Source organism: Azospirillum isscasi, from assembly GCF_030849505.1.
GTDB lineage: Bacteria > Pseudomonadota > Alphaproteobacteria > Azospirillales > Azospirillaceae > Azospirillum > Azospirillum isscasi.
In genome coordinates this window covers 19,887-43,968 of the sequence record NZ_JAUJFI010000028.1, presented here as the reverse complement: position 1 = coordinate 43,968, position 24,082 = coordinate 19,887, and the positions used below count along the sequence as shown (strand labels likewise).

Genomic DNA, 24,082 nt, shown 5'->3' with positions numbered 1-24,082 from the left:
CCGGGAAACGGCGCCGAACCCGCGGGCCACCAGGACGTCGTCTGGCTGGAGGACATCACCGACCGCTGCGCCGAGCAGGACGGCCTGACCCGCGGGCGGCAGGACGCCGAATCGGCGCTGGCCGAGCTGCGCGCAGCGGTGGACGCCCTGCCGCTGCCGGTGTGGCTGCGCGGCGCCGGGCTGACGCTGTCCTGGTGCAACCGCGCCTACGCCCGCGCCGTGGATTCCGAACCCGCCGCCGTCCTGGAAGGTGGCAGGGAGCTGGCCGCGGGCGGCGGCGGGCGCGCCCTGGCGGAGCGGGCGCGGGACAGCGGGGTCGCCCAGTCGGAGCGGATCTCCGCCGTCATCGGAACGGAGCGGCGCCTTCTGGAGGTGACCGAGGCCCCACTGCCCGCCCCGGACGGCAACGGCACGCTGGTCGTCGGCTACGCGCTGGACCTCACCGCGGTGGAGGAGATGCGGGGCGAGCTGAACCGCCACCTCGCCGCCCACGCGGAGGTGCTGGAGCGGCTGGGAGCGGCCATCGCCATCTTCGGCGCCGACACGCGGCTGACCTTCTTCAACCAGGCCTACGCCCGTCTGTGGGACCTGGAGGAATCCTGGCTGCGCAGCCAGCCCACCCATGGCGAGATCCTGGAGGAGCTGCGCACCCGCCGCCGCCTGCCCGAATACGCCGACTACCAGAGCTACAAGCGCGAACGGCTGAGCCGCTACACCCGCCTGCTGGAGCCGGTCGAGGAGCTGATGCACCTGCCGGACGGCACGACGCTGCGCAGCCTCGCCGCCCCGCACCCGCTGGGCGGGCTGATGCAGATCCTGGAGGACGTGACCAACACGCTGGCTCTGGAGTCCTCCTACAACACGCTGATCGCCGTGCAGCAGGAGACGCTGGACAATCTGGCGGAGGGCATCGCGGTGTTCGGCGGCGACGGGCGGCTGAAGCTGTCCAACCCGGCCTTCGCCCGCATCTGGGACCTGCACGACGACGACCTGCTGGGCGAGCCGCACATCTCCGGCCTGTTCGAGCACATGCGGCCCTTCCTGGAGAATGGCGGCGACTGGGACAGCCTGAAGGACGAGATGATCGGCGCGACGCTGGAGCGCGCCGTGCGCTCGGGCCGGCTGGAGCGGGCGGACGGGTCGGTCGTGGAGTTCTCCACCCTGCCGCTGCCCGACGGGGCGGTTCTGAACAGCTATCTGGACGTCACCGACGGCGCCCGGCTGGAGCAGGCGCTGCGCGCCTCGAACGCCGCGCTGGAGGCCGCCGACCAGTTGAAGAGCGAGTTCATCGCCAACGTCTCGCACCATCTGCGCAACCCGCTGAACGGCATCATCGGCTTTGCCGAAGTGCTGGCGAACCAGTATTTCGGGGAGCTGAACCCGCGGCAGCTCGACTATGTGAAGGGCGTGCTGAACGCCGGCGAACGGCTGCTGGAGCTGATCGACGACGTGGTGGACATGACCAGCCTGGGGGCCGGGGTCACCACGCTGGACCGCGCGGCGGTGGACGTGCACGACCTGCTGGAGACGGTGGGCGAGCTGACCCGCGAATGGGCGCGGCGCGAGGGGCTGCGGCTCGACCTCTCCATCCCGCCGTCGCTGGGCGTGGTGGAGGGCGACGCCCGGCGGCTGAAGCAGGCGCTGTTCACCCTGGTCGTCGGCGCCATCCGCCATCCCCCGGCGGACCGGCGCATCCTGCTGTCCGGCGAGCGGACCGCCGGCGCCCTCCTGCTGACCGTGGGCAGCGGCGCCGGGCCGGGCGAGGCCGCCATGCCCTCGCGCTATGACCGCAACGACCCGCGCGGGGCCGCGGCGCTCGGCCTGTCGCTGGTCCGCAACGTCATGGAACTGCACGGCGGGCGGCTGGAGGTCGAGGAGTGGGTTGGCAACGGCACCCGCTTCCGCTGCATCCTGCCGCTTCCGCCCGCCTCCTGATTCACCCCTGGCCGCGCTTCATGTCCGGAAAGGGCCGCGGATCGAAGGGTTCCGCCTCCCGCCCGTGGGGTGAGGTGACGGCCTCCGCGACCGGGGCCGGGCGGTCGGCGGTGATGAGCCGCGCGCCGCGCTGGTAGGTGGCCCAGCGCCACAGCCACTGCATGGTGACCAGCATCCGCTTCTGGAAATTCACCAGAAGATAGACGTGGACGACGGCCCACAGCAGCCAGGCGAACCAGCCCTTCAGCCGGTGCCTCCCGAAGTCGAAGACGGCGGCGCTGCGCCCGACGATGGCGGTGTTGCCGCGGTTGCGGAAGCGGAAGGGCGCCAGCGGCTGGCCGCGCAGCAGGCTGGCCTCCAGCCCGCCGCCCAGATGCTCCCCCTGCTGCTTGGCGACCTGCGCCAGTCCGGGCAGCGGCTTCCCGTCCTCACCGGCCAGCGCCGCCGTGTCGCCCAGCGCGTAGACGTCCGGCGCGCCCGGGACCGACAGGTCGGCGTTGACCGGGATGCGCCCGCTGCGGTCGGTCTCCACCCCCAGCCAGGACCCGGCGGGCGACGCCTTGACGCCGGCGCCCCACACGATGGTCCCCGCCGGGATGAAGCGCCCGCCGACCGTCGCGCCCTCCGGCGTGATGCCCTCCACCGCCTGCCCGGTCAGCACGACGACGCCCAGCTCCTCCAGCTTGCGCCGGGCGTAGTGGCCGAGATCCTCCGGGAAGCCGGACAGGATGCGCGGCCCGGCCTCCACCAGCAGCACCCGGGCGGTGCGCGGGTCGATGCGGCGGAAGTCGCGGGCCAGCGTGTAGCGGGCCAGTTCCGCCACCGATCCGGCCATCTCCACCCCGGTGGGGCCGCCGCCGACCACGATGGTGGTCATCAGGGCCTTCCGCCGGGCCGCGTCCCCGGATATCTCCGCCTGCTCGAAATTCATCAGCAGCCGGGCGCGGATCCGGCGGGCGTTCTCGATGGTCTTCAGGCCGGGGGCGATCTCCGCCCAGTCGTCGTGCCCGAAATAGCTGTAGGAGGAGCCGGTCGCCAGCACCAGCCGGTCGTAGGGGACGACGCTGCCGTCGGCCAGTTCCACCTGTCTGGCCGCGCGGTCGATGCCGGTCACCTCCCCCATCACCACGTCGATGTTGGGGTGGCGGCTGAGGATGCGGCGGATCGGCTCGGCGATGTCGGCGGGCGACAGGGCGGCGGTCGCCACCTGATAGAGCAGCGGAACGAACAGGTGGTAGTTGTTCCGGTCGATGACGGTGACGCGGATGTTCGTGCCGCCCAGGGCCTCCGCGCAGGCCAGCCCGCCGAACCCCGCGCCGACGATCACCACATGGGGACGGCTGTCCAGGGGGGCTGGGGTGCGGTCGATCCGGGGCATGGCGGCGGTCTCCGGTCAGGACGGTCCTCCACCGATAACCGCCGGCCCGCCGCCGGTGTTGCGGCGCATGATCCCTTCTCCCCAGAGGGGCGAGGGCTTTCGTCCCTCGTCCGCCCCCCTTGAGTCACCGCGGCAGGGTCACCGTCACCCGCAGGCCGCCTTCCGGGCGGTTCGCCAGGGCGATGTCGCCGCCATGGCCGCGCACCACCGTGCGGGCGGTGGCCAGCCCCAGCCCCACCCCGCCGGTGTCGCGGGAACGCGAGCGCTCCAGCCGGTAGAAGGGGGCGAAGACCTTCTCGAACTCGGCTTCCGGGATGCCGGGGCCGTTGTCGTCGATCTCCACCCGCAAGTCGCCCCCCTGACGCCCGTCGCCGGGCCGCAGCCGCACGGTGAAGCCGCCGCCATAGGCGATGGCGTTGTCCATCAGGTTGGCGAAGGCGCGGCGCAGGGCCACCGGGCGCCCGTCCACCGTCGCGTGCGCCGGCCCTTCGTAGGCGGCCCCGTGCCCGGCGTCCACGCGGTCGTCGCACAGGCTCTGCAGAAGGTCGGCGAGGTCGAGCGGGCCGCGCGGCTCGTGCTTCGCGTCGTCGCGGGCGAAGGCCAGCGTGGCGTTGATCATCGCCGCCATCTCGTCCAGGTCGGCCAGCATCTTGCGCTGCATCTCCGGGTCCTCGACCAGCTCGGCGCGCAGGCGCAGGCGGGTCAGCGGGGTGCGCAGGTCGTGGCTCATCGCCGCCAGCATCTGGGTGCGGTCGGCGACGAAGCGGGCGAGGCGCGCCTGCATCCGGTTGAAGGCGCGGGTGGCCGCGCGCAACTCCTTCGGGCCGGCCTCGGGCAGGGGCGGCGCCTCGCCGTCCACGCCGAGCCGCTCCGCCGCGTCGGCGAAGCGCGCGATGGGGGCGGTCATGCGGCGCGCCGTCCAGACCGAGACCAGAGCCACCGCCGCCACGATGCCGGCCATCCACAGGACGAAGCGCAGCAGCCGGAACGGCCCCTCCAGCGGGTCGCCGCCGACGAACGTCAGCCAGGACCCGTCGCCCAGCTGCACCGACAGCCGGACGTCGGTGCCCCAGCGGTGCTCCTCCACCGGGAAGGGGCCGGGCATCGGGCGCTCCCGCCGGACCTCCACCACCACGGCGCGGTCGGAGTCGTTCAGCTCCCCGCGGATGGCGCGGCGCAGCCGGTCGAAGGGGAAGCCGTCCCGCCGGTTGGCGAAGCGGGGCGTCTCGGTCTTCCACTCCACCCGCAGCACGGGGTCGTCGATCGCCTTCACCAGCCGCCGCCGGTCGTCCGGCGGGGTGCTTTCCACGAGCTGGACGATGGCCGTCACGCGCTGCACCAGCACGCGCATGCTGTGCGCCGGCGGGCCTTCGGGCCGGTCGGTCAGATAGACCAGCGCGCTGACCGCCTGGGTCAGCAGCAGCGCCAGCACCACCGTCAGCACCAGCCGGGAGGCGATGCTGTCCGGCAGCCAGCGCCGGGCCACCAGCAGGCGGCTTTTGCGGGCAGCCCCCAAGCGGGAATGGGTCATCTCAGCCTCCCGTCACCGCCGGGGTGAAGAGATAGCCGCCGCCGCGCACGGTCTTGATCATCGTGGGGTCCGCCGGGTCGGGCTCGATCTTGCGGCGCAGCCGGCTGACCTGCACGTCCACGGAGCGGTCGAAGGGCACCGCCGAGCGCCCGCGGGCCAGATCGAGGAGCTGGTCGCGGGTCAGCACCCGCTGCGGATGCTCCACGAAGGCGACCAGCAGGTCGTATTCCCCGGCGGAGAGCTGCACCAGCACCCCGTCCGGCGAGCGCAGTTCCCGCTTGGCGAGGTCGAGCGTCCAGCCCTCGAAGCCCAGCGTCTTGCCCGCCGCCCCGCCGGCCACCGGCGGCCCGGAGGAGCGGCGCAGCACGGCCTTGATGCGGGCCAGCAGCTCGCGCGGGCTGAAGGGCTTCGCCAGATAGTCGTCGGCGCCCATCTCCAGCCCGACGATGCGGTCGGTCTCCTCGCCCATGGCGGTCAGCATGATGACCGGCGTCTGCGCCGTCTCGGGCGTGGCGCGCAGGCGGCGGCACAGGCTCAGCCCGTCCTCCCCCGGCATCATCAGGTCGAGCACGATCAGGTCCACGCGCGCGCTGTCCAGCGTGCGCATCATCTCCGCCCCGTCCTTGGCCCCGGTCACGCGGAAGCCGTGCCGCGTCAGGAACTGCGAGAGGAGGGTGCGGATTTCGCGGTCGTCGTCGACCACCAGAAGGTGAGGTGTGCGGTCCATGGCGCCCATGATCCGACGGGCGCGCGCCGGGGTGAAGAAGAAATGTGTAACGCCACGTTACGGGCGGCCCGGCTGTTACACAGCGTTACCAAATGACGGAAGGCCGGACATCAACCGGATACGTTGACGGCCCATGATCGGGTCATCGGGAAGGCGACAAACACCTTCGATCACAAGGAGCATCCCCATGAAACGCGCTATGATGACCACCGCCGCGCTGGTTCTCGGCCTCGGCCTCGCCGTGCCGGTCTTCGCCCAGCAGCAGCCGGGTCCCGGCGCCGGCCCCGGCGGGGACCATGGCCGCCACTTCTCCCGCATGTGCGAGGACCAGGACGCCCGTCTGGCCGGCATGCTGGCCTATGCCGAGAAGAAGCTGAACATCACCGACCAGCAGCGCGCCGCCTGGACCAAGTTCGCCGACACCGCGAAGGCGAGCCAGAAGCACACCCAGGATCTGTGCACCAAGTACAAGGACCAGCCCATGCCCGCCGCCGCCCCGGCCCGGCTGGAGCGGATGGAGGCCATGATGTCGGCCCGCCTCGCCCAGCTTCAGGAGGTGCGCCCGGCGCTGACCGACCTCTACGCCCAGCTCACCCCGGACCAGCAGAAACAGGCCGACCGGTTCCTGAACCGCGCCGGACGCGGCATGGGCGGCGGCATGGGTGACGGAATGGGCGGCCACCACGGCATGCGCGGACACGGCCCCGGTCCGATGCACGGCGAAGGCCCCGGCCAAGGTCCGGGTCCCGACAAGGCCCCCCGCGGCGGCTGATTTCATGCCTCCCGTCAGCCGCTGACGGAGCGGGCCGCCGGTTCCCCCCGGCGGCCCGTTTCCGTTCGGGACCGCTTACTCGGCGCCCGGAACACCCTTGGAGGTGGAGTATTCGAAGTGCAGCGCCTCGCCCGGATGGACCAGCGGGTGGATGGCGTGGGCCGCCTGCGCCGCCTCGGAGAAGCCGCAGAGGATCAGCTTCAGCTTGCCGGGATATGTGGCGATGTCGCCGATGGCGTAGACGCCGGGGGCGCTGGTGGCGCAGCCGGGCAGGCTGACGCCGATGTGGCTGCGCTCCAGGTTCAGGCCCCAGTCGGCGATCGGCCCCAGATTCATCGACAGGCCGAAGAAAGCCAGCAGCGCGTCGGCGGGCAGGTCCTTCTCCTCGCCGTCCAGCGTGGCGACGCGCACGGCGGAAAGCTGGCCGTTCTCGCCCACCAGCCCGGAAAGCTGGTAGGGCACCACCATCTCCACCTTGCCCTCGCGGACCAGCGCGTCCATGCGGGCGACGCTTTCCGGGGCGGCGCGGAACTTGGGCCGGCGGTGGACGACATAGACCTTCGCCGCCACGTCGGCCAGCGACAGGGTCCAGTCCACCGCGGAATCGCCGCCACCGGCGATCACCACGCGCTTGCCGGCGAAGTCCTGCTTGCGGCGGACCATGTAGAAGACGGACGTGCCCTCATACTGCTCCAGCCCGTCCAGCGGCGGGCGGTTGGGGCCGAAGGCGCCGCAGCCGGCGGCGATGATCACCGCCCGGGTGTCGATCCGCGTGCCGGTGCTGGTCTCCACCAGCCAGCGCCCCTCGTCCGTGCGGGTCAGCTTCTCGACCTGCTGGCCCAGATGATAGGTCGGGTTGAAGGGGGCGGCCTGCTCCGCCAGCCGGTCGATCAGGTCGGCGGCCTCGATGGCGGGGTGGGCCGGGATGTCGTAGATCGGTTTTTCCGGGTACAGCGCCGTGCACTGCCCGCCCACCATGTCCAGCGCGTCCACCACATGGCATCGCATCTTCAGCATGCCGCATTCGAACACGGCGAAGAGACCGACGGGGCCGGCGCCGACGATGACGACGTCGGTGCGATGGACGGTGTGCGACATGGGACGCGCTGCCTTGTGCAAACAGGGGGAACGATGAAGCCTTCAATTGTCCGGTTTCGCGGCCACGGTCAACCCCCCGCTCCCGCCCGCCATGCGATAAGCGAGGAGGCCCACGGCGCAAAAAGGGCGCGGTTCCGCCGATTTCCTGCTGGGCGCGCGGTGGCGGTGGAGTAGAATTTGCGCGTTTCCCCGGGCCGGAGCGGCCCCCGATGAAGGAATGGCGATGAAGGAACTGCGCTGCCTTGTGTTCACCGACCAGGAGGTGGTGAAGGCCGTGCTGGACCGCCGCCGCCGGATGCGGGAACCGCTGCCCAACGGCACGGTCGGCAAGGTCACCCACCGTCCCGGCCAGCCCGGCGGCGGCGGGGTCGAAACCGAAATCCAGGTGACCGGGGACGATGGCGACGACCGGAGCATGATCCTGCACGAGGCGGAGGTGGCGGCGGCGCTGGTGGCCTACTGCATGGGGCGCAAGATCCCCCTGCCCGTCGAATCCGACAAGATGCTGTACCTCATCAACGGCGCCCTGACGCTGATGATCACCATGAATTTCAAGAAGCCCCCGCGCCTGGTGGAGGACCGTCCGGAGATGGCCGAGCCCGCTCCCGCGCCCGCGCCGGGTCCCGTGCCGCGCAAGGCCACCTCGCGCCGCTGACCCTGGCGACCGCGTTCCCAAGTCCGCGTTCCCAAGTCCGCGATCCCAAGCATCCGCTGCCATGACCCCATCGACCGACATGACTCCGACCGATTCGACCCCCGGCGCACGCGCCGTCGCGCTGCCCGGCGAGGCGGCGACCGCCGCGCTGGCCCGCCGTCTGGCCGCGGCGCTGGCGCCCGGCGACCTCGTGGCCCTGCGCGGCGACCTGGGCGCCGGCAAGACCGCCCTGTCCCGTGCCCTGATCCGCGCCGTGACGGAGGAGGATGCGGAAGTGCCCTCCCCCACCTTCACGCTGGTGCAGACCTATGACACGGACATCGGTCCGGTCTGGCATTTCGACCTCTACCGCCTGTCCGGCCCCGACGAGGTGACGGAACTCGGCTGGGACGAAGCCCGCACCGAGGCCGTTCTGCTGGTGGAATGGCCGGACCGGCTGGGTCCGCTGCTGCCCGCCGACCGTCTCGACATCGAGATGGGCTTCGCCGGCCCGAACGGGCGCCGCGCCCGCCTGACCGGCCACGGCGCCTGGGAGTCGCGGCTGGACACGCTCGACCTTTCCGGGCTGGACCGGCCATGACCGAGCGCGCTTCGCAGATCGCCGCCTTCCTCGCCCGCCACGGGCTGGACGGGGCCAAACGGGAGCCGCTGGCCGGCGACGCCTCGGCGCGCCGTTACGAGCGCGTAACGACGCCGGACGGCGGTACGGTGATCCTGGTGGACACCCCCGCCCCGGCGGAGGATCTGGCACCCTTCATCGCCATCGGCGCGACGCTGGACCGGCTGGGCTTCTCGGTGCCCGCCATCCTGGCGGCGGAGGTGGAGGCGGGCATCGCCCTTCAGGAGGATTTCGGCGACGGCACCCTGACGCGCCTGCTGAACGCGGGGGAGGAGGCGCGCCCGCTCTATGAACTCGCGACCGACGTGCTGGTCGAGCTGCACCGCCGCTTCCCCGTGGAGGAGGCCGCCCGCCTGGACCTGCCGCTCTACGACGCGGCCCTGTTCACCCGGCAGGTCGCCCTGTTCGCCGACGTCTACATGCCCGCGGCGACCGGCAGGCCCCTGTCGGACAAGGACCGTGCCGACTTCGAAACGGCCTGGAACGCGGTGGTGCCGGGGGCTTGCGCCGGGCCGCAATCGCTCCTGCTGCGCGACTATCATGTGGACAACGTGATGCGGCTGCCCCGTCCGGGCCTCCGCGCGGCGGGGCTGATCGACTACCAGAGCGCCGGGCTCGGTCCCGTCGCCTACGATCTGGTGTCGCTGCTGGAGGACGCGCGCCGCGACCTGCCCGCCGGACTGGAGGGCGTGCTGCTGGACCGCTACCGGGCGGCCTTCCCGGACCGCGACGGGGACGCCTTCCGCCGCTCCTACGCGGTGCTGGGCGCGATCCGGCACACCCGCATCGCCGCGATCTTCGTACGGCTGGCGTTGCAGCGCCGCAGGGGCTATCTCCTTCACCTGCCGCGCGTCTGGCGGCTTCTGGAAGGCCAGCTCGCCAAGCCCGAACTGGCCCCGGTCGCCGACTGGTTCGCCCGCCATCTGCCGCCGGGAACCCGCGCGGAGCTTGTCGTTCCGGAGCCGGATTGATTATGTCGCCTGTGTCGAAGAAGCCCTCTGCCAAGAAGACGCCCGCCCCCTCCGCCGCCGCCCCGCAGAAGGCCATGGTGATGGCCGCCGGGCTGGGCCTGCGGATGCGCCCGCTGACCCTGGAGCGCCCGAAGCCCCTGATCCCGGTGATGGGCAAGCCGATGCTCGACCACGCGCTCGACCGGCTGGAGGAAGCCGGCGTGACCGCCGCCGTGGTGAACAGCCATTACAAGGGCGGGATGATCGCCGCGCATCTGGCGGAGCGGACCGCCCCGGCCATTGCCCTGTCGCCGGAAGACACGCTGCTGGAGACCGGCGGCGGCGTGAAGAAGGCCCTGCCGCTGCTGGGCGGCGATCCGGTCTATGTGGTCAACGCCGACATCCTGTGGCTGGACGGCCCCTCGCCCGCGCTGGGGCGGCTGGCCCGCCACTGGGACCCGGAGGCGATGGACGCGCTGCTCCTGCTGATGGCGACCACCAAGGCGGTGGGCTACGAGGGGCGCGGCGATTACCACATGGACCCGCTGGGCAAACTGACCCGGCGCGGCGAGATGGAGATCGCCCCCTTCGTCTACGCCGGCGTCCAGATCGTGAAGCCGGGGCTGTTCGCGGAAGACACACCCGACGGCGCCTTCTCCACCAACCGTATCTGGGACCGCGCGCAGGAGGCCGGGCGCCTCTACGGCCTCGCCCATGACGGGCTGTGGTTCCACATCGGCACCCCCGACGCGCTCGCCGAGACGGAAGAGCTGCTGTCGATGAGCGACGTGTCGGTGGTCACCACCTGACAAGGTTCCGGCAGGGGGTTGGCGGGGATTTTTCACCACAAAGACACAAAGGCCCAAAGACCGTCACGAAGGCGCATCAATCCGTGATCGAAGCGGTCTCGGATTTGAGAAGGTCTTTGTGAAAATCTTTGTGTTCTTTGTGCCTTTGTGGTGTCGTTTCCCGACGATTGCACCACCGGGACGACGATGACGAGCAGCGCGGAGCCGAAGGTTTACTCGATTCCCACCGGCGTGTCCTTCGTGGACCAGCTTGCCGCGGGGATCCTGGACCGCGTGGGGAACGACCCGCTGGCGCTGGCCGGGGTGACCGTCCTGCTGCCCACCCGCCGCTCCTGCCGCTCGCTGCGCGAGGCGTTCCTGCGCCGCTCCGGCGGGCAGCCGATGCTGCTGCCGCGCATGAGCCCGCTGGGCGAGCTGGACGCCGCCTCCCTCAGCCTGACGACGGCGGAGGAGCTTCCCGGCATCCCGCTGGAGCTGCCCGATCCGATCAGCGGGCTGAAGCGCCAGATGATGCTGGCCCGGCTGATCCTCCAGGCGGCCGGCGTGTCGGCGACCACCGCGCAGGCGGTGCGGCTGGGCGCCGACCTGGGGCGGCTGATCGACGCGGTGTGGACGGAGAACGTCGCCTTCGACCGGCTGGCCTCCCTGGTGCCGGAGGATTACGCCCAGCACTGGCAGGTGACGCTGGAATTCCTGAAGATCGTCACCGAGCACTGGCCCATCATCCTCGGCGCCAGCGGGCAGACCGACCCGGCGCAGCGCCGGAACCTCGTTCTGGAGACGCAGGCGGCGCTGTGGCGGGCGGAGCCGCCGCAGGGGCTGGTCATCGCCGCCGGCTCCACCGGCTCCATCCCGGCCTCCGCCGACCTGCTGGCGGTGGTCGCCGCCCTGCCGCAAGGGGCCGTCGTCCTGCCCGGCCTGGACCTGGAGGCCGACGAGGCCAGTTGGGAGGCCATCCGCGCCGACGAATCGCACCCGCAATACGGCCTCGCCCATCTGCTGGACCGTCTGTCGGTCCGCCGCGCCGCCGTCCGCCGCTGGAACGACGCGGAGGAGCCGCGGGCGGCCCGCGCCCGCCTGCTGGCCGAGGCCATGCGCCCCGCCGCCACCACGGAAAGCTGGCGTGCGCTGGAGGGGCTGGACGAATCGGCCCTGGACGGCCTGACCCGCATCGACGCCCCGACCGCCGAGGAGGAAGCGTCGGTCATCGCCCTCCTGATGAGGCACGCGCTGGAAACGCCGGGCCGGACGGCGGCGCTGGTCTCCCCCGACCGCAACCTCGCGCGCCGGGTCGCCATGGCGCTGACCCGCTGGGGCATCGCGGTGAACGACTCGGCGGGCCAGCCGCTGGTCCACACCGCGGTCGGCACCTATCTGCGGCTGACCGCCGAACTGGCCGCCAGCCGCGCCCACCCGCTGGCCCTGCTGGCCCTCGCCAAGCACCCGCTCGCCGCCGGGGGGCACGAGCCGGCGGAGTTCCGCCGCGCCGCCCGCGCGCTGGAGCGCACCGTCCTGCGCGGCCCCCGCCCGGCGGAGGGCTTCGCCGGCCTGATCGCCGCCCTGAAGGCCGCCGACCGCTTCGAGACCAAGGACCAGCAGGCCTTCCTGCTCGGCTGGCTGGCCGACCTGGAAAAGCTCGCGGCACCCTTCATGGAGGTGCTGTTCGGCGAGGCGCCCCTCGGCGACCTCTTGCGGGCGCACATCGCCTTCGCGGAAAAGCTGGCGTCCCGCACCGGCGCGGAGGGTTCGGAATTCCTCTGGCGGCAGGACGACGGCGAGGAGGCGGCGACCTTCGTCCACGAATTGCTGGAGGCGGCGGACGGCTTCCCCGCCGTTCCCGGCACCGATTATCCGGCGCTGCTCGACGCGCTGATGGCGATGCGCCCGGTGCGCCCGCGCTTCGGCCTGCACCCGCGCCTCTACATCCTCGGTCCCATGGAGGCGCGGCTTCAGCATTTCGACCTGCTGATCCTGGGCGGGCTGAACGAGGGGACATGGCCGCCCGACCCCGGCGCCGATCCCTGGATGTCGCGCCCGATGCGCCGGGATTTCGGCCTGCCCAGCCCGGAACGCATGGTCGGCCTGTCCGCCCACGACTTCACCCACGCCTGCGGCGCGGAGGCGGTGGTGCTGACCCGTGCGGAGCGGGTGGACGGCACGCCGACCGTCCCGTCGCGCTGGCTGTTGCGGCTGGAGACGGTGCTGCGCGCCCTGAACCTCGACGGGCGGATCGAACTGGCCGGGGAACCCTGGCTGGCCTGGGCGCGTGGTCTGGACGAGCCGGACGCCGTGCGCCCGGTCGCCCCGCCGGAGCCGCGCCCGCCCGTCGCCGCCCGCCCGCGCAAGCTGTCGGTCACCAAGATCGAAAAGTGGATGCGCGACCCCTACGCCATCTACGCCGAGCATGTGCTGCGGTTGCGCAAGCTGGACCCCATCGCCGCCGATCCCGGCGCCGCCGACCGCGGCCAGTTCATCCACGCGGCCCTCGACGCCTTTGTGAAGGAATATCCCGGCCCGCTGCCCGACGACGCGCTGCACCGGCTGCTGGCGCTGGGGCGCGAGTCCTTCGGCCCGCTGCTGCACAGCCATCCCGACGTCTGGGCTTTCTGGTGGCCGCGCTTCGAGCGCATCGCCGAGTGGTTCATCGGGCTGGAGCGCGACCGCCGCCGCACCCTGAAGCCGCTCGCCACCGAGGTGTCGGGCGAATTGACGCTGACCGGCCCCGCCGGCCCCTTCCTGCTGACCGCCAAGGCCGACCGAATCGATTCGGGGGGCGAGGGGCTGGTCCTGATCGACTACAAGACCGGCACCCCGCCCTCCACCCGCGAGATCGAGCTGGGCTTCGCCCCGCAATTGCCGCTGGAGGCCGCCATCGCCGAGGCCGGCGGCTTCGCCGGGGTCGCCCGGAACCGAGTCGCGGAGCTGGCCTTCTGGCGCCTGTCCGGCGGCGACCCTCCGGGCGAGGAGAAGGCGGTGAAGGGCGACCCGGCGACGCTGGCTGCCGAGGCCCGCGCCGGGCTGGAGGAGCTGATCCGCCATTTCGACGACCCCGCCACCCCTTACCGCTCCTGCCCCCGCCCGGCCATGGCCCCGCGCTACACCGACTACGCCCACCTCGCGCGGGTGCAGGAATGGTCGGCGGGCGGCGATGGGGGTGAGGGGTGATGACGGGAAACCATTGCCCCCTCCCCGACCCTCCCCCGCTGCGCAGCATGGGGAAGGTGGGGGCAACGCCTCACACATGACGACCCGCCCATGACCGTCCTCGACTTCCCCGTCCGCGAGTTGCCGCTCGACCCCAACGTGGCGCAGCGCAACGCCTCCGACCCGCTGTCGTCGGTGTGGGTGGGCGCCTCCGCCGGGTCCGGCAAGACCAAGGTGCTGACCGACCGCGTGCTGCGGCTGATGCTGTCCGGCACCGCGCCCGCGCGCATCCTCTGCCTGACCTTCACCAAGGCGGCGGCGGCGGAGATGTCCATCCGCATCAACCGCACCCTGGGCATCTGGGCCACCCTGCCCGACGAGGCGCTGGAGGACCGGCTCGCCGACCTGTGCGGCGAGCGCCCCAGCGCGGAAACCCGCACCATCGCCCGGCGGCTGTTCGCCCAGGTGGTGGATTGTCCGGGCGGCATGAAGATCCAGACGATCCACGCCTTCTGCCAATCGCTGCTGCGCCGCTTTCCGCTGGAGGCCGGCCTCGCCCCGCATTTCGAGGTGATGGATGAGCGGACATCCGCCGGCCTGCTGACCGAGGCGCGGGACGAGGTGCTGCACGCCGGGCGCGCCGCCCCCGACAGCCCGCTCGGCAAGGCCATGGCCCGGCTGACCGCCGACCTGAACGCGGAGGAGTTCGCGGACATCCTGGCCGAACTGGCCAGCGAGCGCGGGCGCATCCAGCGCCTGTTCGAGAGCTTTCACGGGCTGGACGGCGCGGTGGACGCGGTTCACGACGCGCTGGGCGTGCCGCCGGGCATCACCGAGGCCGCGATCCTGCGCGACGCCTGCGCCGACGACGCCTTCGACGTTCCGGGCCTGCGCGACGCCTGCCGGGCGCTGTCCACCGGCAGCAAGACGGACGAGGAGCGCGGGATCGGCATCCAGGGCTGGCTGGACGCTGCGGACAGCCGCGTCCGTGCCTTCCAGATCTACGCCCGCCATTTCCTGACGGCGGAGGGCAGCCAGCGCAAGACCCTGATCACCAAAAAGCCGGCAACCGCCTTCCCCGCCGCCCTGACGGCGCTGGAGCGCGAGGCGGAGCGGCTCGTTTCGCTGATGAAACGGGTGAAGTCGGCGGGGGTCGCTGCCTCCACCACCGCCCTGCTGACGCTGGCCGAGGCGCTTCTGCACGCCTATGACGCGAAGAAGAAGGCCAAGGCGCTGCTCGATTACGACGACCTGATCCTGTCGGCCAACGCCCTGCTGCGCGGCAAGGACGGCGTGCCCGCGGTGCCCTGGGTGCTGTTCAAGCTGGACGGCGGGCTGGACCACATCCTGATCGACGAGGCGCAGGACACCAACCCGGAGCAGTGGCAGGTCGTCGGCTCCATCGCCGAGGAGTTCTTTGCGGGGCTCGGCGCCCGCGACGGCGGCGAGGTGACGCGCACCGTCTTCGCCGTGGGCGACGAGAAGCAGTCGATCTTCAGCTTCCAACGCGCCGACCCCGCCGAATTCGCCCGCATGCGCCGCCATTTCCAAACCCGCGCCAAGGCCGCCGAGCGCGACTGGCACGCGGTGGAGCTGGACATCTCCTTCCGCTCCACCGCCACCGTTCTGCAGACCGTGGACGCGGTGTTCCGGCTGGACACGGCGAAGGATGGTGTCGCCTCCGAAACGAGCCCGGTGATCCGCCACCGCGCCTTCCGCCGCGGCCATGCCGGGCTGGTCGAGCTGTGGCCCCCGGTGAAGCCGGCGGAGGCCGCCGACCCGCCCGCCTGGGCGCCCCCGGTGGAGCGCGAGGCCGCCGATTCGCCGTCGGCCCGGCTGGCCGCGGTCATCGCCGACACCATCCGCGGCTGGACGCAGAGCGGCGAGCCGCTCGAGTCGCGGGGCCGTCCGATCCAGCCCGGCGACGTGATGGTGCTGGTCCGCCGCCGCACCGCCTTCGTGACGGAGCTGGTGCGCGCCCTGAAGGACCGCGCCGTTCCGGTGGCCGGCGTGGACCGCATGGTGCTGACCGAGCAGTTGGCGGTCATGGACCTGATGGCGCTGTGCGAGTTCCTGCTGCTGCCGGAAGACGACCTGACGCTGGCCACCGTCCTGAAGGGGCCGCTGATCGGGCTGACCGAGGAGCAGCTTTTCGACCTCGCCCACGGGCGGCGCGGCACGCTGTGGCGGGCGCTGGTGGCGAAGGCGGAGGACGACCCGGCCTACCGCCCGGCCCGCCGCTATCTGGGTGCCCAGCTCGCCCGCACCGACTTCCTGGCGCCCTACGAGCTGTTCGCCGGGCTGCTGGCCGCCCCCTGCCCGGCGGACGCGGACGGGTCGGGCCGCCGCGCCCTCCTGAAGCGGCTCGGCCCCGACGCGCAGGACCCGCTGGACGAGTTCCTGGCCGTATGCCTGGCCTTCGAGAAGACGGAGCCGCCCTCCCTCCAGAACTTCCTGGCCTGGCTGGCGGCCAGCGAGGCGGAGATCAAGCGCGAGCTGGAGCAGGGCGGCGGGCGCGTGCGCATCATGACGGTGCACGGCTCCAAGGGGCTTCAGGCGCCCATCGTCTTCCTGCCCGACACGCTGGGCACGCCGACCCAGAGCCCGCCGATCCTCTGGCCGGACGAGGGCAGCGCCGTGCCGCTCTTCGCCGCCCGCCGCTCCCAGGAGGACGCGCTGTGCGCCGAGGCCCGCGCCCGCGCCAACCGCCGCCGCGACCAGGAGTACAGGCGCCTGCTGTACGTCGCCCTGACCCGCGCGGAGGATCGGCTGTACGTCTGTGGGTACCAGGGGAAGAAGGAGCCGTCCGACGCCTGCTGGTACAAGCTGGTCGAGGCCGCGATGGGGGAGATCGGCGTCCCGCACCCCTTCGATTTCTCCACCCTCTGCCCGGACGGCTGGAGCGGCGAGGGCTGGCGCCTGGCCGATCCCCAGACCGCCGTGCCGAAGCCGGACGGCGCCGGGGCGGGCCGCGTGCTGGAGACGCAGGCCGCGCCTCCCTGGCTGACCGCTGCCGCACCGGAGGAGCCGGAGCCGTCCCGCCCCCTCACCCCCTCCCGCCCGGACGGCGACGAGCCGGCGATGCGCTCGCCGCTGGGCGAGGACGACGGGGCGCGCTTCAAGCGCGGCCTGCTGATCCACCGGCTGATGCAGACCCTGCCCGACCTGCCGCCCGACGCGCGGGAGGCCGCCGCCCGCCGCTACCTCGCCCGCCCCGCGCACGAGCTGACGGCGGAACGCCAGGACGAGATCGCCCGTGAAACGATGCGCGTCCTGACCGACCCGCGCTTCGCCCGGCTGTTCGGCCCGAACTCCCGCGCCGAGGTGGAGGTGGTCGGTCTGGTGACCGGGCGCGCCCTGTCGGGCCGGGTGGACCGTCTGGTGATCGAGGACGACGCGGTGTGGATCGTGGACTACAAGACCAACCGCCCGCCGCCCGTCCGGGCGGAGGACGTGCCGCCGGTCTATGTCCGCCAGATGGACGCCTACCGCGCGGCGCTCAGCGCCATCTACCCGGCCAAGCGGGTCCGCTGCGTCCTGCTGTGGACGGACACGCCGGCGCTGATGGAATTGCCGGAGTAGTCCGGGGCCGATAGTCCGTTTCCGGAACTTTTCACCCCCCGCGGCGTTGCACGGAGCGGCGGAATGGGTTGACGAGGCTGCATTCGCGCCCCGGCTTGACCAGTGAGGGGGCTCGGTCCTACATTTTGCCAAATTCCACCGATGAGGGATGGGTCCGCCGCCGGTGGAAAATCGGCGCGGCGGTGCCCCTGAACCCAGGCATAGAGGTCACATGAGCGATCCCATCAAGGTCACCGACGACAGCTTCGAGCAGGACGTGCTGAAGGCCGACGGTCCGGTCCTGGTCGATTTCTGGGCGGAGTGGTGCGGCCCCTGCAAGATGATTGCTCCCGCGCTCGACGACCTCGCCAAGGAGTATGGCGGCAAGGTCACCGTCGCCAAGCTGAACATCGACGACAACCCCGGCACCCCGACCAAGTATGGCGTGCGCGGTATCCCGACGCTGATGCTGTTCAAGAACGGCAACGTCGCCGCCACCAAGATCGGCGCCCTGCCGAAGACCGCCCTGTTCACCTGGGTCGACGAAGCCCTCTGAGCCAAGCGGTTCCCGGACGATCGAAAAGCCCCGCCCCTTCCGGCGGGGCTTTTTGTTTGCGCGCCCTTGCGGCCTGTCGGAAACTGGCGGGCCATGGCCTACCGCCTCCCGCCCCTCAACACCCTGCGCCTGTTCGAGGCCGCCGGCCGCCACCAGAGCTTCAAGGCGGCGGCGGAGGAACTGCATCTGACCCCCAGCGCGGTCAGCCACGGCATCCAGACGCTGGAGGACTGGCTGGGGGTGGAGCTGTTCCTGCGCGGCAACCGCAGCCTGTCGCTGACCCCCGCCGGCCAAGCCTATCTGCCCCGCGTGCGCGACGCCCTGCAGGCGCTGGCCCTGGCGACGGAAAGCGTGCCGGGACGCGCGCCCAGCGGGCGGCTGTCGGTCAGCGCCGCCCCGACCTTCGCCCTGCGCTGGCTGATCCCCCGCCTGCCCGCCTTCCGGGAGCGCCACCCGACCATCACCGTGGAGCTGGACACCGCCCACCGGGTGGTCGAGTTCCCGCGCGACGGCATCGACGCCGGCATCCGGCTGGGCCGCGGCACCTGGCCCGGTCTGGCCGCGCTGAAGCTGCTGGAGGAGGACCTCGTGCCGGTGGCCGCCCCCGCCCTGGCCGCGCGCATCGCCACCCCCGCCGACCTCGCCGCGGCCCCCCTGCTGCACGTCGCCGACGTGTCGGAGGATTGGACCGCCTGGGCGGAGGCCGCGGGCCTGCCGCCCTCCGCCCTGGGCGACGGGCTGAAGCGCGGGCTGCGGCTCGACGCGATCCATATGGCGGTGGACGCCGCCGTGCGCGGGATGGGCGTCACCATCGGACGGCGCCCGACCGTCGATCCGGAACTGGCGTCCGGCCAGCTGGTCGAGGTGATGGGGCCGCGCCTGCGCGCGAAGAGCGCCTATTGGCTGGTCACCGCCCGCGACAGCCTGCGCCGCCCGGAGGTCGCCGCCTTCCGCGCCTGGATGCGGGCGGAGTTCGCGCAGGGACGCTGAGCGGACTCGGGTGAATTCCGCTCACCCGGCGATGAGAAGGTCCCGTTTGCCGGGGCGGTCGAGGCGGCCCGATGCTTGGTGCTCCATCGGACCCGCCGGAGGCCACCATGACCCTTCACGCCCTCCCCCGCACCGCCCCGTCACCGGCGCACCGCCTTCGCGCGCTGCTGGGCTGGATCGCCAACCTCCGTGAACAGAGCCGCCAGCGCGCCGCCCTGCTTTCCCTTTCCGAGCGCGAGTTGCGGGACATCGGCATCACCCGCTACGACGCGGTGACCGAGGCGCGCCGGCCCCTCTGGCGCTGAACCCGCCCGCCGGAACGCCGGAACGCCTTGCCGAAGCCGCGGCAGGTGGTGGATAAGGGCAGCCGGTCCCCGTCACTCCGGCATTCCCATGACCCGGCACCCGCAAGCCCTGTCCGTTCTCTTCGTGTGCACCGGAAACATCTGCCGGTCCCCCACCGCGGAGGGCCTGTTCCGCGCGCATCTTCGCAAGGCCGGGCTGGACGGCCGGGTGTCCGTCGATTCGGCCGGAACGCACGGCTACCATGCCGGCGAACCGCCGGACCCGCGCTCCATCGAGGCGGCGCGCCGGCGGGGCGCCGATCTCTCGCCCCTGCGTGCGCGGCAGGTGAGCGCAGCGGACTTCGAGCGGTTCGACCTGATCCTTGCGCTCGACCGGGGCCACCTCGGGCAGCTCAGGCGCATGGCCCCGCCCGGAAGGCACGACCGGCTGCATCTCTTCCTGGATTTCGCGGCGGGCCTGGAAGGACGCGACGTGCCGGACCCCTATTACGGGGACGAGGCGCTGTTCGCCCAGGTGCTGGATCTGATCGACACCGGGGCGCGGGCGCTGCTGGCGGAGGTCGGGCGCCGGCTTGACCGGGACCCCGCCGGGGCGGCGGGCGGCGATCCGGTTAACCGGATCTAGACGTCTGCCGGCCACACTCGCACGCAGAGATTTCCTGCCGACGAGAGGTCCGGCCATGACGGGGCGGCCAAAATCCCTTGGAACCATTCTCCGGTTGGGGCTTCTTGGTCTGTGCCTCGCGCCGAGCACCCTGGTCGGCCTCTACGCGAGCGGCCATGTCGGGGAGCGGGTCCGCTCGGAAGCCACCGAGCATCTGCTGGACGTCAGCGCCCAGATCGCCGGCATGCTGGACGTGGGCATGCACGAGCGCTGGCGCGACATGACGCTGGTCGCGTCGATGATCAACGCCCAGGGCTCGCTGGACCGTGCGGACGACCTGCGCGACCAGTTCGAAACCCTGAAGCGCAACGTGCCGATCTACGCCTGGATCGGCGCGGCGGAAACCGATGGCCGGGTGGTGGCGAGTTCGCAGCGGCTGCTCGAAGGCGCCGACGTGTCGGCCCGCCCCTGGTTCCGCGCCGGCACGCAGGCGCCTTTCGCCGGGGACCTGCACGAAGCGCTCCTGCTGGCCCGGACGCTGCCGCCCAACCCCAACGGCGAGCCGCTGCGCTTCGTCGACATCGCCATGCCCCTGGTGCGCAAGGACGGCGTGCCGCTGGGCGTGCTGGGCGCCCATCTCAGCTGGTCCTGGGCCAACGAGGTCGCCGGGTCCGTGCTGGGGCGCAGCGGCGGCGGCAAGCCGGACATGGACGCCTTCGTGCTGAGCCGCGAAGGGGTGGTGCTGATGGGTCCCCAGGATTTGCAGGGCCGCAAACTCGAACTCGCCAGCGTGCGCGCCGGCGTGCAGGGCGTGGCGAAGAGCGTCCAGGAGGTCTGGCCGGATGGGCGGACCTACTTCACCGCGGTGTCCCCCACGCGCGGAGAGGGCGACTATCGCGGGCTCGGCTGGGTGGTCCTGGTCCGCCGCGACGCCGACGCCACCCTGGCCGACGTCTCGGCGCTCCAGCACCGCATCCTGTTCGCGAGCCTCGCGGCGGCGCTCGCCGCCCTGATGGCCGGCTGGGTGTGGGCCGGGCGCCTGTCGCGCCCGATGCAGGCGCTGGCCGGGGCCGCCCGGCGGCTCAGCCAGGGCGACCTCGCCACGCCGGTGCCGCCCACCCGGGCCTTCGCCGAGGCGACAAGCCTGTCGGCCAGCCTCGTCCGGCTCTCCATGACGTTGGACGCGCAGCGGACACCCGCGGCGACAGTCGAGAAGCCGGTCAGCGCGTCGCGCGAGCCCGCAGCCCCGTGAGGATCTTCTCCAGGCTGATCGACGGGGCGGCACCGCTGTAGCGTCCGGAATAGAGCTTGCGGATCATGCGGTCGCGCACCTCCGCATCCTCGGCGAAGCGCAGGGTGAGAGCGCCCTCCTCCTGCCCGACCAGCGTGGCCAGCACCGGGCCGACCCCCTCGATGTGGACGAGGAGCGGGGAGCCCGGCGCGGCGTCGAGCGCGCCCCACACCCGCAGCCCGCCGAGCGAGATGTCCAGGACCCGCAGGCGGCGCGTCCGGCCGGCGGACTCCCGGCCGATGACCTCGATGTCGGCCTGCTCGTCGGTCCAGAAGCGCTCGTCCTGCCGGTAGCGGGGCAGTTCCACGCAGACCGCCATCGCCAGGGCCAGAGCCGCCAGATTGTAGAAGCTCCAGAACAGGACGATGATCTTGCCGTCGCCGGCACCGCCCTGGGGGGCGTAGTCGGCCAGACCGGCATAGATCATGCCCCCGGCGGTCGCCGCGGCCAGAAGGCCGAAGCGGCGCATGATGCCCCATTGGACGGTCACCCGGTCGCGCTGCCCGCCCTTGGCCGTGACCTTGAACTTGTGCCCCTTCGGCTTGACGAGGCCGACCGCCACCGCTTGAACGATCTCGAACATCGTCAGCATCTGGCTGACGTCGTGCAGCAGCGGGATGATCTGGCCGCGGGTGGTCCAGTTCAGGGCGACCATCGCCGCGATGAAATAGGGCAGGAAATAGGCGATGATCTCCGGCGCCGTGGCGTTCACGATGCTGATCCCGAACCACCAGTAGAGAATCGGCGCGAAGAAGCAGGCGAAGCGGAACGGGAAGGTGACCGCCCAATAGAGAAAGGAATCGATCAGGCCGATCCGGTCGATCAAACTGAGGTTGTGCTTCGAAAAGGGGCCGGTCGGGCCGCGGAAGATCTGGATCATGCCGAGGCACCAGCGCCCGCGCTGGGTGATGTATTCCTTCAGCCCTTCCGGCGCCAGACCGTCGCTCAGCCGTTCGTTGAGGTACACGGTCCGCCAGCCGCGCTCCTTCAGGCGGATGGTGACGAGGAAATCCTCCGTCACGCTGTCCGTCGGGAACCCGCCGATGGCCTGAAGCCCCTCCCAGCGCATCATCGAGGAGGTGCCGCAGCAGAAGGCGATGCCCCAGGCGTCGCGGGACGCCAGCAGATGGTCGAAGAAGAAGCGCTGCTCGTCCGGGTAGGCTCGCCCGATCCGCAGGTTCGACTGGATCGGATCGGGGTTGAAGAAATGCTGCGGCGTCTGCACCAGACCGACCGACGGGTCGTGGAACAGCGCCAGGGCGCGGGTGACGAAGTTGGCGTGCGGCACGAAGTCGGCGTCGAGCACGACCACGAAGTCCGGCGGCCGGGGCAGCGTCGCCAGATGCTTCAGCGCGTGGTTGATGTTGCCCGCCTTGGCGTGGCTGTTGTCCGGCCGCTCCAGATAATGGCAGCCCTTGCGCGCGCACAGATCCCGCAGCCAGTCCCGCTTGCCGTCGTCCAGCACCCACACCCGCAGGCGCGGATGCTCGATGCCCATCGCGCCGGCGATGGTGCGGGCCAGGATCGTCTCGTCCTCGTTGTAGGTGGCGATCAGCACATCCACCTGCGGCGGCTCTCCCGGCTGCCACCAGCCGGCGTGCGCGTCGGCCTCGCCGCTGCGGTTCTTGACGCGGGAGAGCAGGATGAAGGCCAGCGTCGAGCTGACCGTGGTCGCCGCCTCCAGCAGGGCGAACGCCCAGGCGCCGATCGCCTCGACGCTGAAGGCCAGGGGCGGGATCGACTCGGCGAAGCGCCAGGCGACGTAGCGCCAGCCCAGCAGGATGCAGAGACCGAACAGCACGACCCGCACCCGGCTGTCGTCCGGGCGGCAGAAGGGCAGGACCGCGAGCGCCGCGCCGCAGACCAGGAGGGCCGGCGCGAAGCTCGCCTCGAAAGGCGAGAGCACCATCAGGACAGCCCCAGCCAGGAGCCGGCGGTGCGCAGCAGCTCGCGCGGCGAGCCGGAGAAGACCACCTTGCCCGTCCGTCCGACGGCGCAGCCGGCCTCCGCATCCTTCAGCAGGTCCGGGATCGCCAGCGCCACGTCGAAGCGCTTCAGATGCTCCGCACCCGGCGCGATGGCGAGGTTGTTGTAGACGGTCGCGGCGCCGGAACCGGCCAGACGGAGCACCTGCCCGCTGAACACCCGGTTGGTGCCGGACAGCCGGAACTGCGCGGGGTCGCCCACCTTCAGGCGGTTGTAGTCGCTTTCCGCGACGCTGGCCGTGACCATGACGGTGGAGCAGTCGAGCAACCGCAGGAGGTCCTGCCCCTTGCGCGCGTATTCGTCGTTGCCGAGCGGCGCCTCCCACACCAGCCCGTCCACCGGGGAGGTCAGGAAGGCGTCGCGCAGCTTGGCCACCCGCTGGCGTTCGAGCGCGATCTGCTCCCGGATCTTCGTCAGGCGCTGGGTGCGCTCCTGAAGGTCGGCGGAAAGCTCGGCCAGACGCAGGTCCAGCTCCTGGGCGCGCTGGCTGGAATAGGGCGTGTCGTTGTAGGAGTCGCCGAGGAAGGTTCCGTTGGTGGCCGCTTCCAGCTCGGTGCGCAGGATGTCGAGGCGGGCCGTCGCGGCGCGGATGTTCAGGCTGTTCACCTCGTGCGCGGCCTGGGCCTTGTCCAGCATCGCCACCGACTGGACCCCGTTGTTCCTCAGCTCCTCCGCGCGTTTCAGGGCGGCGGTGGATTCGACCGACTGCGCCCTGGCGCTGGAGAGCAGGGCCTGCTGTTCGTCGATGCGGGCCTTCAACTGGCGGATCCGCCCGTCGCGGTACGCCTCGGTGCGTTCGCGCAGCGCGGCGGCGCTCGCCGTGGTGCTGGCGACCTGCGCCTGGATGCGCACGATGTCGGTGTCCAGCGCGCCGGCCACGCGCTCCAGGTCGAACAGGCGGGCGTCGTCGGCGCGGACGTCCGTCAGGCTGCCGAGCGTCTGGCCCCGCTGCACCCGCTCTCCGATGGCGCGCGGTTGCAGCGAAAGCTGGCCGTCGATGGGAGCGCGCACCACGGCGACGCGCGCGTTGACGACCGCGTCGGAACTGACGACCGCGACGCCTTCCGTCAGGACGATGTAGCCGGCCACCCCGGTGAGCGCGAGGCCGGCGGCGAGCTTGAAGAGTTTGCGCATGACGGAGGATGCCCTTAAGAAAATTAAAAGCACTGGG

The 24,082-nt window shown here is 71.8% G+C and carries 19 protein-coding genes; 13 read left to right on the top strand and 6 right to left on the bottom strand.

The window, feature by feature from the left end; genetic code table 11:
* A partial coding sequence (locus QSG27_RS08465; RefSeq protein WP_306705102.1) for a sensor histidine kinase occupies nucleotides 1–1,935 on the top strand: 1,935 nt, incomplete at its 5' end.
* Nucleotide 1,936: 1 nt separating this feature from the next.
* Here QSG27_RS08465 and QSG27_RS08460 read toward each other — a convergent pair.
* The 3 genes from QSG27_RS08460 to QSG27_RS08450 form a co-directional block, all read right to left on the bottom strand.
* Nucleotides 1,937–3,313, bottom strand: a complete 1,377-nt coding sequence (locus QSG27_RS08460; RefSeq protein ID WP_306705100.1) for an NAD(P)/FAD-dependent oxidoreductase — start codon at nucleotides 3,311–3,313, stop codon at nucleotides 1,937–1,939.
* Nucleotides 3,314–3,437: 124 nt separating this feature from the next.
* Nucleotides 3,438–4,844 carry an ATP-binding protein gene (locus tag QSG27_RS08455; protein ID WP_306705098.1) on the bottom strand — a complete coding sequence of 469 codons (1,407 nt, stop codon included), beginning with the start codon at nucleotides 4,842–4,844 and terminating at the stop codon, nucleotides 3,438–3,440.
* Nucleotide 4,845: 1 nt separating this feature from the next.
* Complete coding sequence (locus QSG27_RS08450) at nucleotides 4,846–5,571, bottom strand: response regulator (RefSeq protein WP_306705096.1); 726 nt, start codon at nucleotides 5,569–5,571, stop codon at nucleotides 4,846–4,848.
* Nucleotides 5,572–5,758: 187 nt separating this feature from the next.
* Here QSG27_RS08450 and QSG27_RS08445 point away from each other — a divergent pair, with 187 nt between their 5' ends.
* Entirely contained in the window at nucleotides 5,759–6,343 is a 585-nt protein-coding gene (locus QSG27_RS08445; protein ID WP_306705094.1) for a Spy/CpxP family protein refolding chaperone, read from the top strand.
* Between the two features lie 75 nt (nucleotides 6,344–6,418).
* Here QSG27_RS08445 and QSG27_RS08440 read toward each other — a convergent pair whose 3' ends face one another.
* Nucleotides 6,419–7,441 (bottom strand): NAD(P)/FAD-dependent oxidoreductase, encoded by a 1,023-nt coding sequence (locus tag QSG27_RS08440; RefSeq protein ID WP_306705092.1) that lies wholly within the window; start codon nucleotides 7,439–7,441, stop codon nucleotides 6,419–6,421.
* Nucleotides 7,442–7,658: 217 nt separating this feature from the next.
* Between QSG27_RS08440 and QSG27_RS08435 the strand changes: the two genes are divergently transcribed.
* The 11 genes from QSG27_RS08435 (at nucleotide 7,659) to QSG27_RS08385 (ending at nucleotide 20,886) form a co-directional block, all read left to right on the top strand.
* A complete protein-coding gene (locus QSG27_RS08435) occupies nucleotides 7,659–8,096 on the top strand; it encodes a hypothetical protein (RefSeq protein WP_306705090.1) in 438 nt (145 codons plus the stop codon).
* Between the two features lie 61 nt (nucleotides 8,097–8,157).
* On the top strand, nucleotides 8,158–8,676 hold the full coding sequence (gene tsaE, locus QSG27_RS08430) for a tRNA (adenosine(37)-N6)-threonylcarbamoyltransferase complex ATPase subunit type 1 TsaE (protein WP_306705088.1): 519 nt from the start codon (nucleotides 8,158–8,160) through the stop codon (nucleotides 8,674–8,676).
* Nucleotides 8,673–9,686, top strand: a complete 1,014-nt coding sequence (locus QSG27_RS08425; RefSeq protein ID WP_306705086.1) for an aminoglycoside phosphotransferase family protein — start codon at nucleotides 8,673–8,675, stop codon at nucleotides 9,684–9,686. The genes tsaE and QSG27_RS08425 overlap by 4 nt, the downstream gene beginning before the upstream one ends.
* A gap of 2 nt (nucleotides 9,687–9,688) precedes the next feature.
* Nucleotides 9,689–10,474 carry a nucleotidyltransferase family protein gene (locus QSG27_RS08420; protein ID WP_306705084.1) on the top strand — a complete coding sequence of 262 codons (786 nt, stop codon included), beginning with the start codon at nucleotides 9,689–9,691 and terminating at the stop codon, nucleotides 10,472–10,474.
* A 186-nt stretch (nucleotides 10,475–10,660) separates the two neighbouring features.
* Nucleotides 10,661–13,639, top strand: coding sequence for a double-strand break repair protein AddB (addB, locus tag QSG27_RS08415; protein ID WP_306705083.1), 2,979 nt, complete (start codon nucleotides 10,661–10,663; stop codon nucleotides 13,637–13,639).
* Between the two features lie 90 nt (nucleotides 13,640–13,729).
* Nucleotides 13,730–17,200, top strand: coding sequence for a double-strand break repair helicase AddA (addA, locus tag QSG27_RS08410; protein ID WP_306705081.1), 3,471 nt, complete (start codon nucleotides 13,730–13,732; stop codon nucleotides 17,198–17,200).
* Nucleotides 17,201–17,411: 211 nt separating this feature from the next.
* Nucleotides 17,412–17,735, top strand: a complete 324-nt coding sequence (gene trxA / locus QSG27_RS08405) for a thioredoxin TrxA (protein ID WP_014238663.1) — start codon at nucleotides 17,412–17,414, stop codon at nucleotides 17,733–17,735.
* A gap of 93 nt (nucleotides 17,736–17,828) precedes the next feature.
* The gene (gcvA, locus tag QSG27_RS08400; RefSeq protein WP_306705072.1) at nucleotides 17,829–18,725 is read left to right on the top strand and encodes a transcriptional regulator GcvA; all 897 of its coding nucleotides are present in this window, start codon (nucleotides 17,829–17,831) and stop codon (nucleotides 18,723–18,725) included.
* 107 nt (nucleotides 18,726–18,832) lie between these two features.
* Nucleotides 18,833–19,030 carry a DUF1127 domain-containing protein gene (locus tag QSG27_RS08395; protein ID WP_306705070.1) on the top strand — a complete coding sequence of 66 codons (198 nt, stop codon included), beginning with the start codon at nucleotides 18,833–18,835 and terminating at the stop codon, nucleotides 19,028–19,030.
* Between the two features lie 88 nt (nucleotides 19,031–19,118).
* Nucleotides 19,119–19,655, top strand: coding sequence for a low molecular weight protein-tyrosine-phosphatase (locus tag QSG27_RS08390; RefSeq protein WP_306705068.1), 537 nt, complete (start codon nucleotides 19,119–19,121; stop codon nucleotides 19,653–19,655).
* Between the two features lie 94 nt (nucleotides 19,656–19,749).
* Entirely contained in the window at nucleotides 19,750–20,886 is a 1,137-nt protein-coding gene (locus QSG27_RS08385; protein ID WP_306705066.1) for a HAMP domain-containing protein, read from the top strand.
* Here QSG27_RS08385 and QSG27_RS08380 read toward each other — a convergent pair.
* Together QSG27_RS08380 and QSG27_RS08375 are read right to left on the bottom strand one after the other, a co-directional pair.
* Nucleotides 20,855–22,834 (bottom strand): glycosyltransferase family 2 protein, encoded by a 1,980-nt coding sequence (locus tag QSG27_RS08380; protein ID WP_306705064.1) that lies wholly within the window; start codon nucleotides 22,832–22,834, stop codon nucleotides 20,855–20,857. The two genes, QSG27_RS08385 and QSG27_RS08380, sit on opposite strands and share 32 nt — an antisense overlap.
* Nucleotides 22,834–24,045, bottom strand: a complete 1,212-nt coding sequence (locus QSG27_RS08375; RefSeq protein WP_306705062.1) for an HlyD family secretion protein — start codon at nucleotides 24,043–24,045, stop codon at nucleotides 22,834–22,836. The genes QSG27_RS08380 and QSG27_RS08375 overlap by 1 nt, the downstream gene beginning before the upstream one ends.
* Nucleotides 24,046–24,082 lie beyond the last annotated feature (37 nt).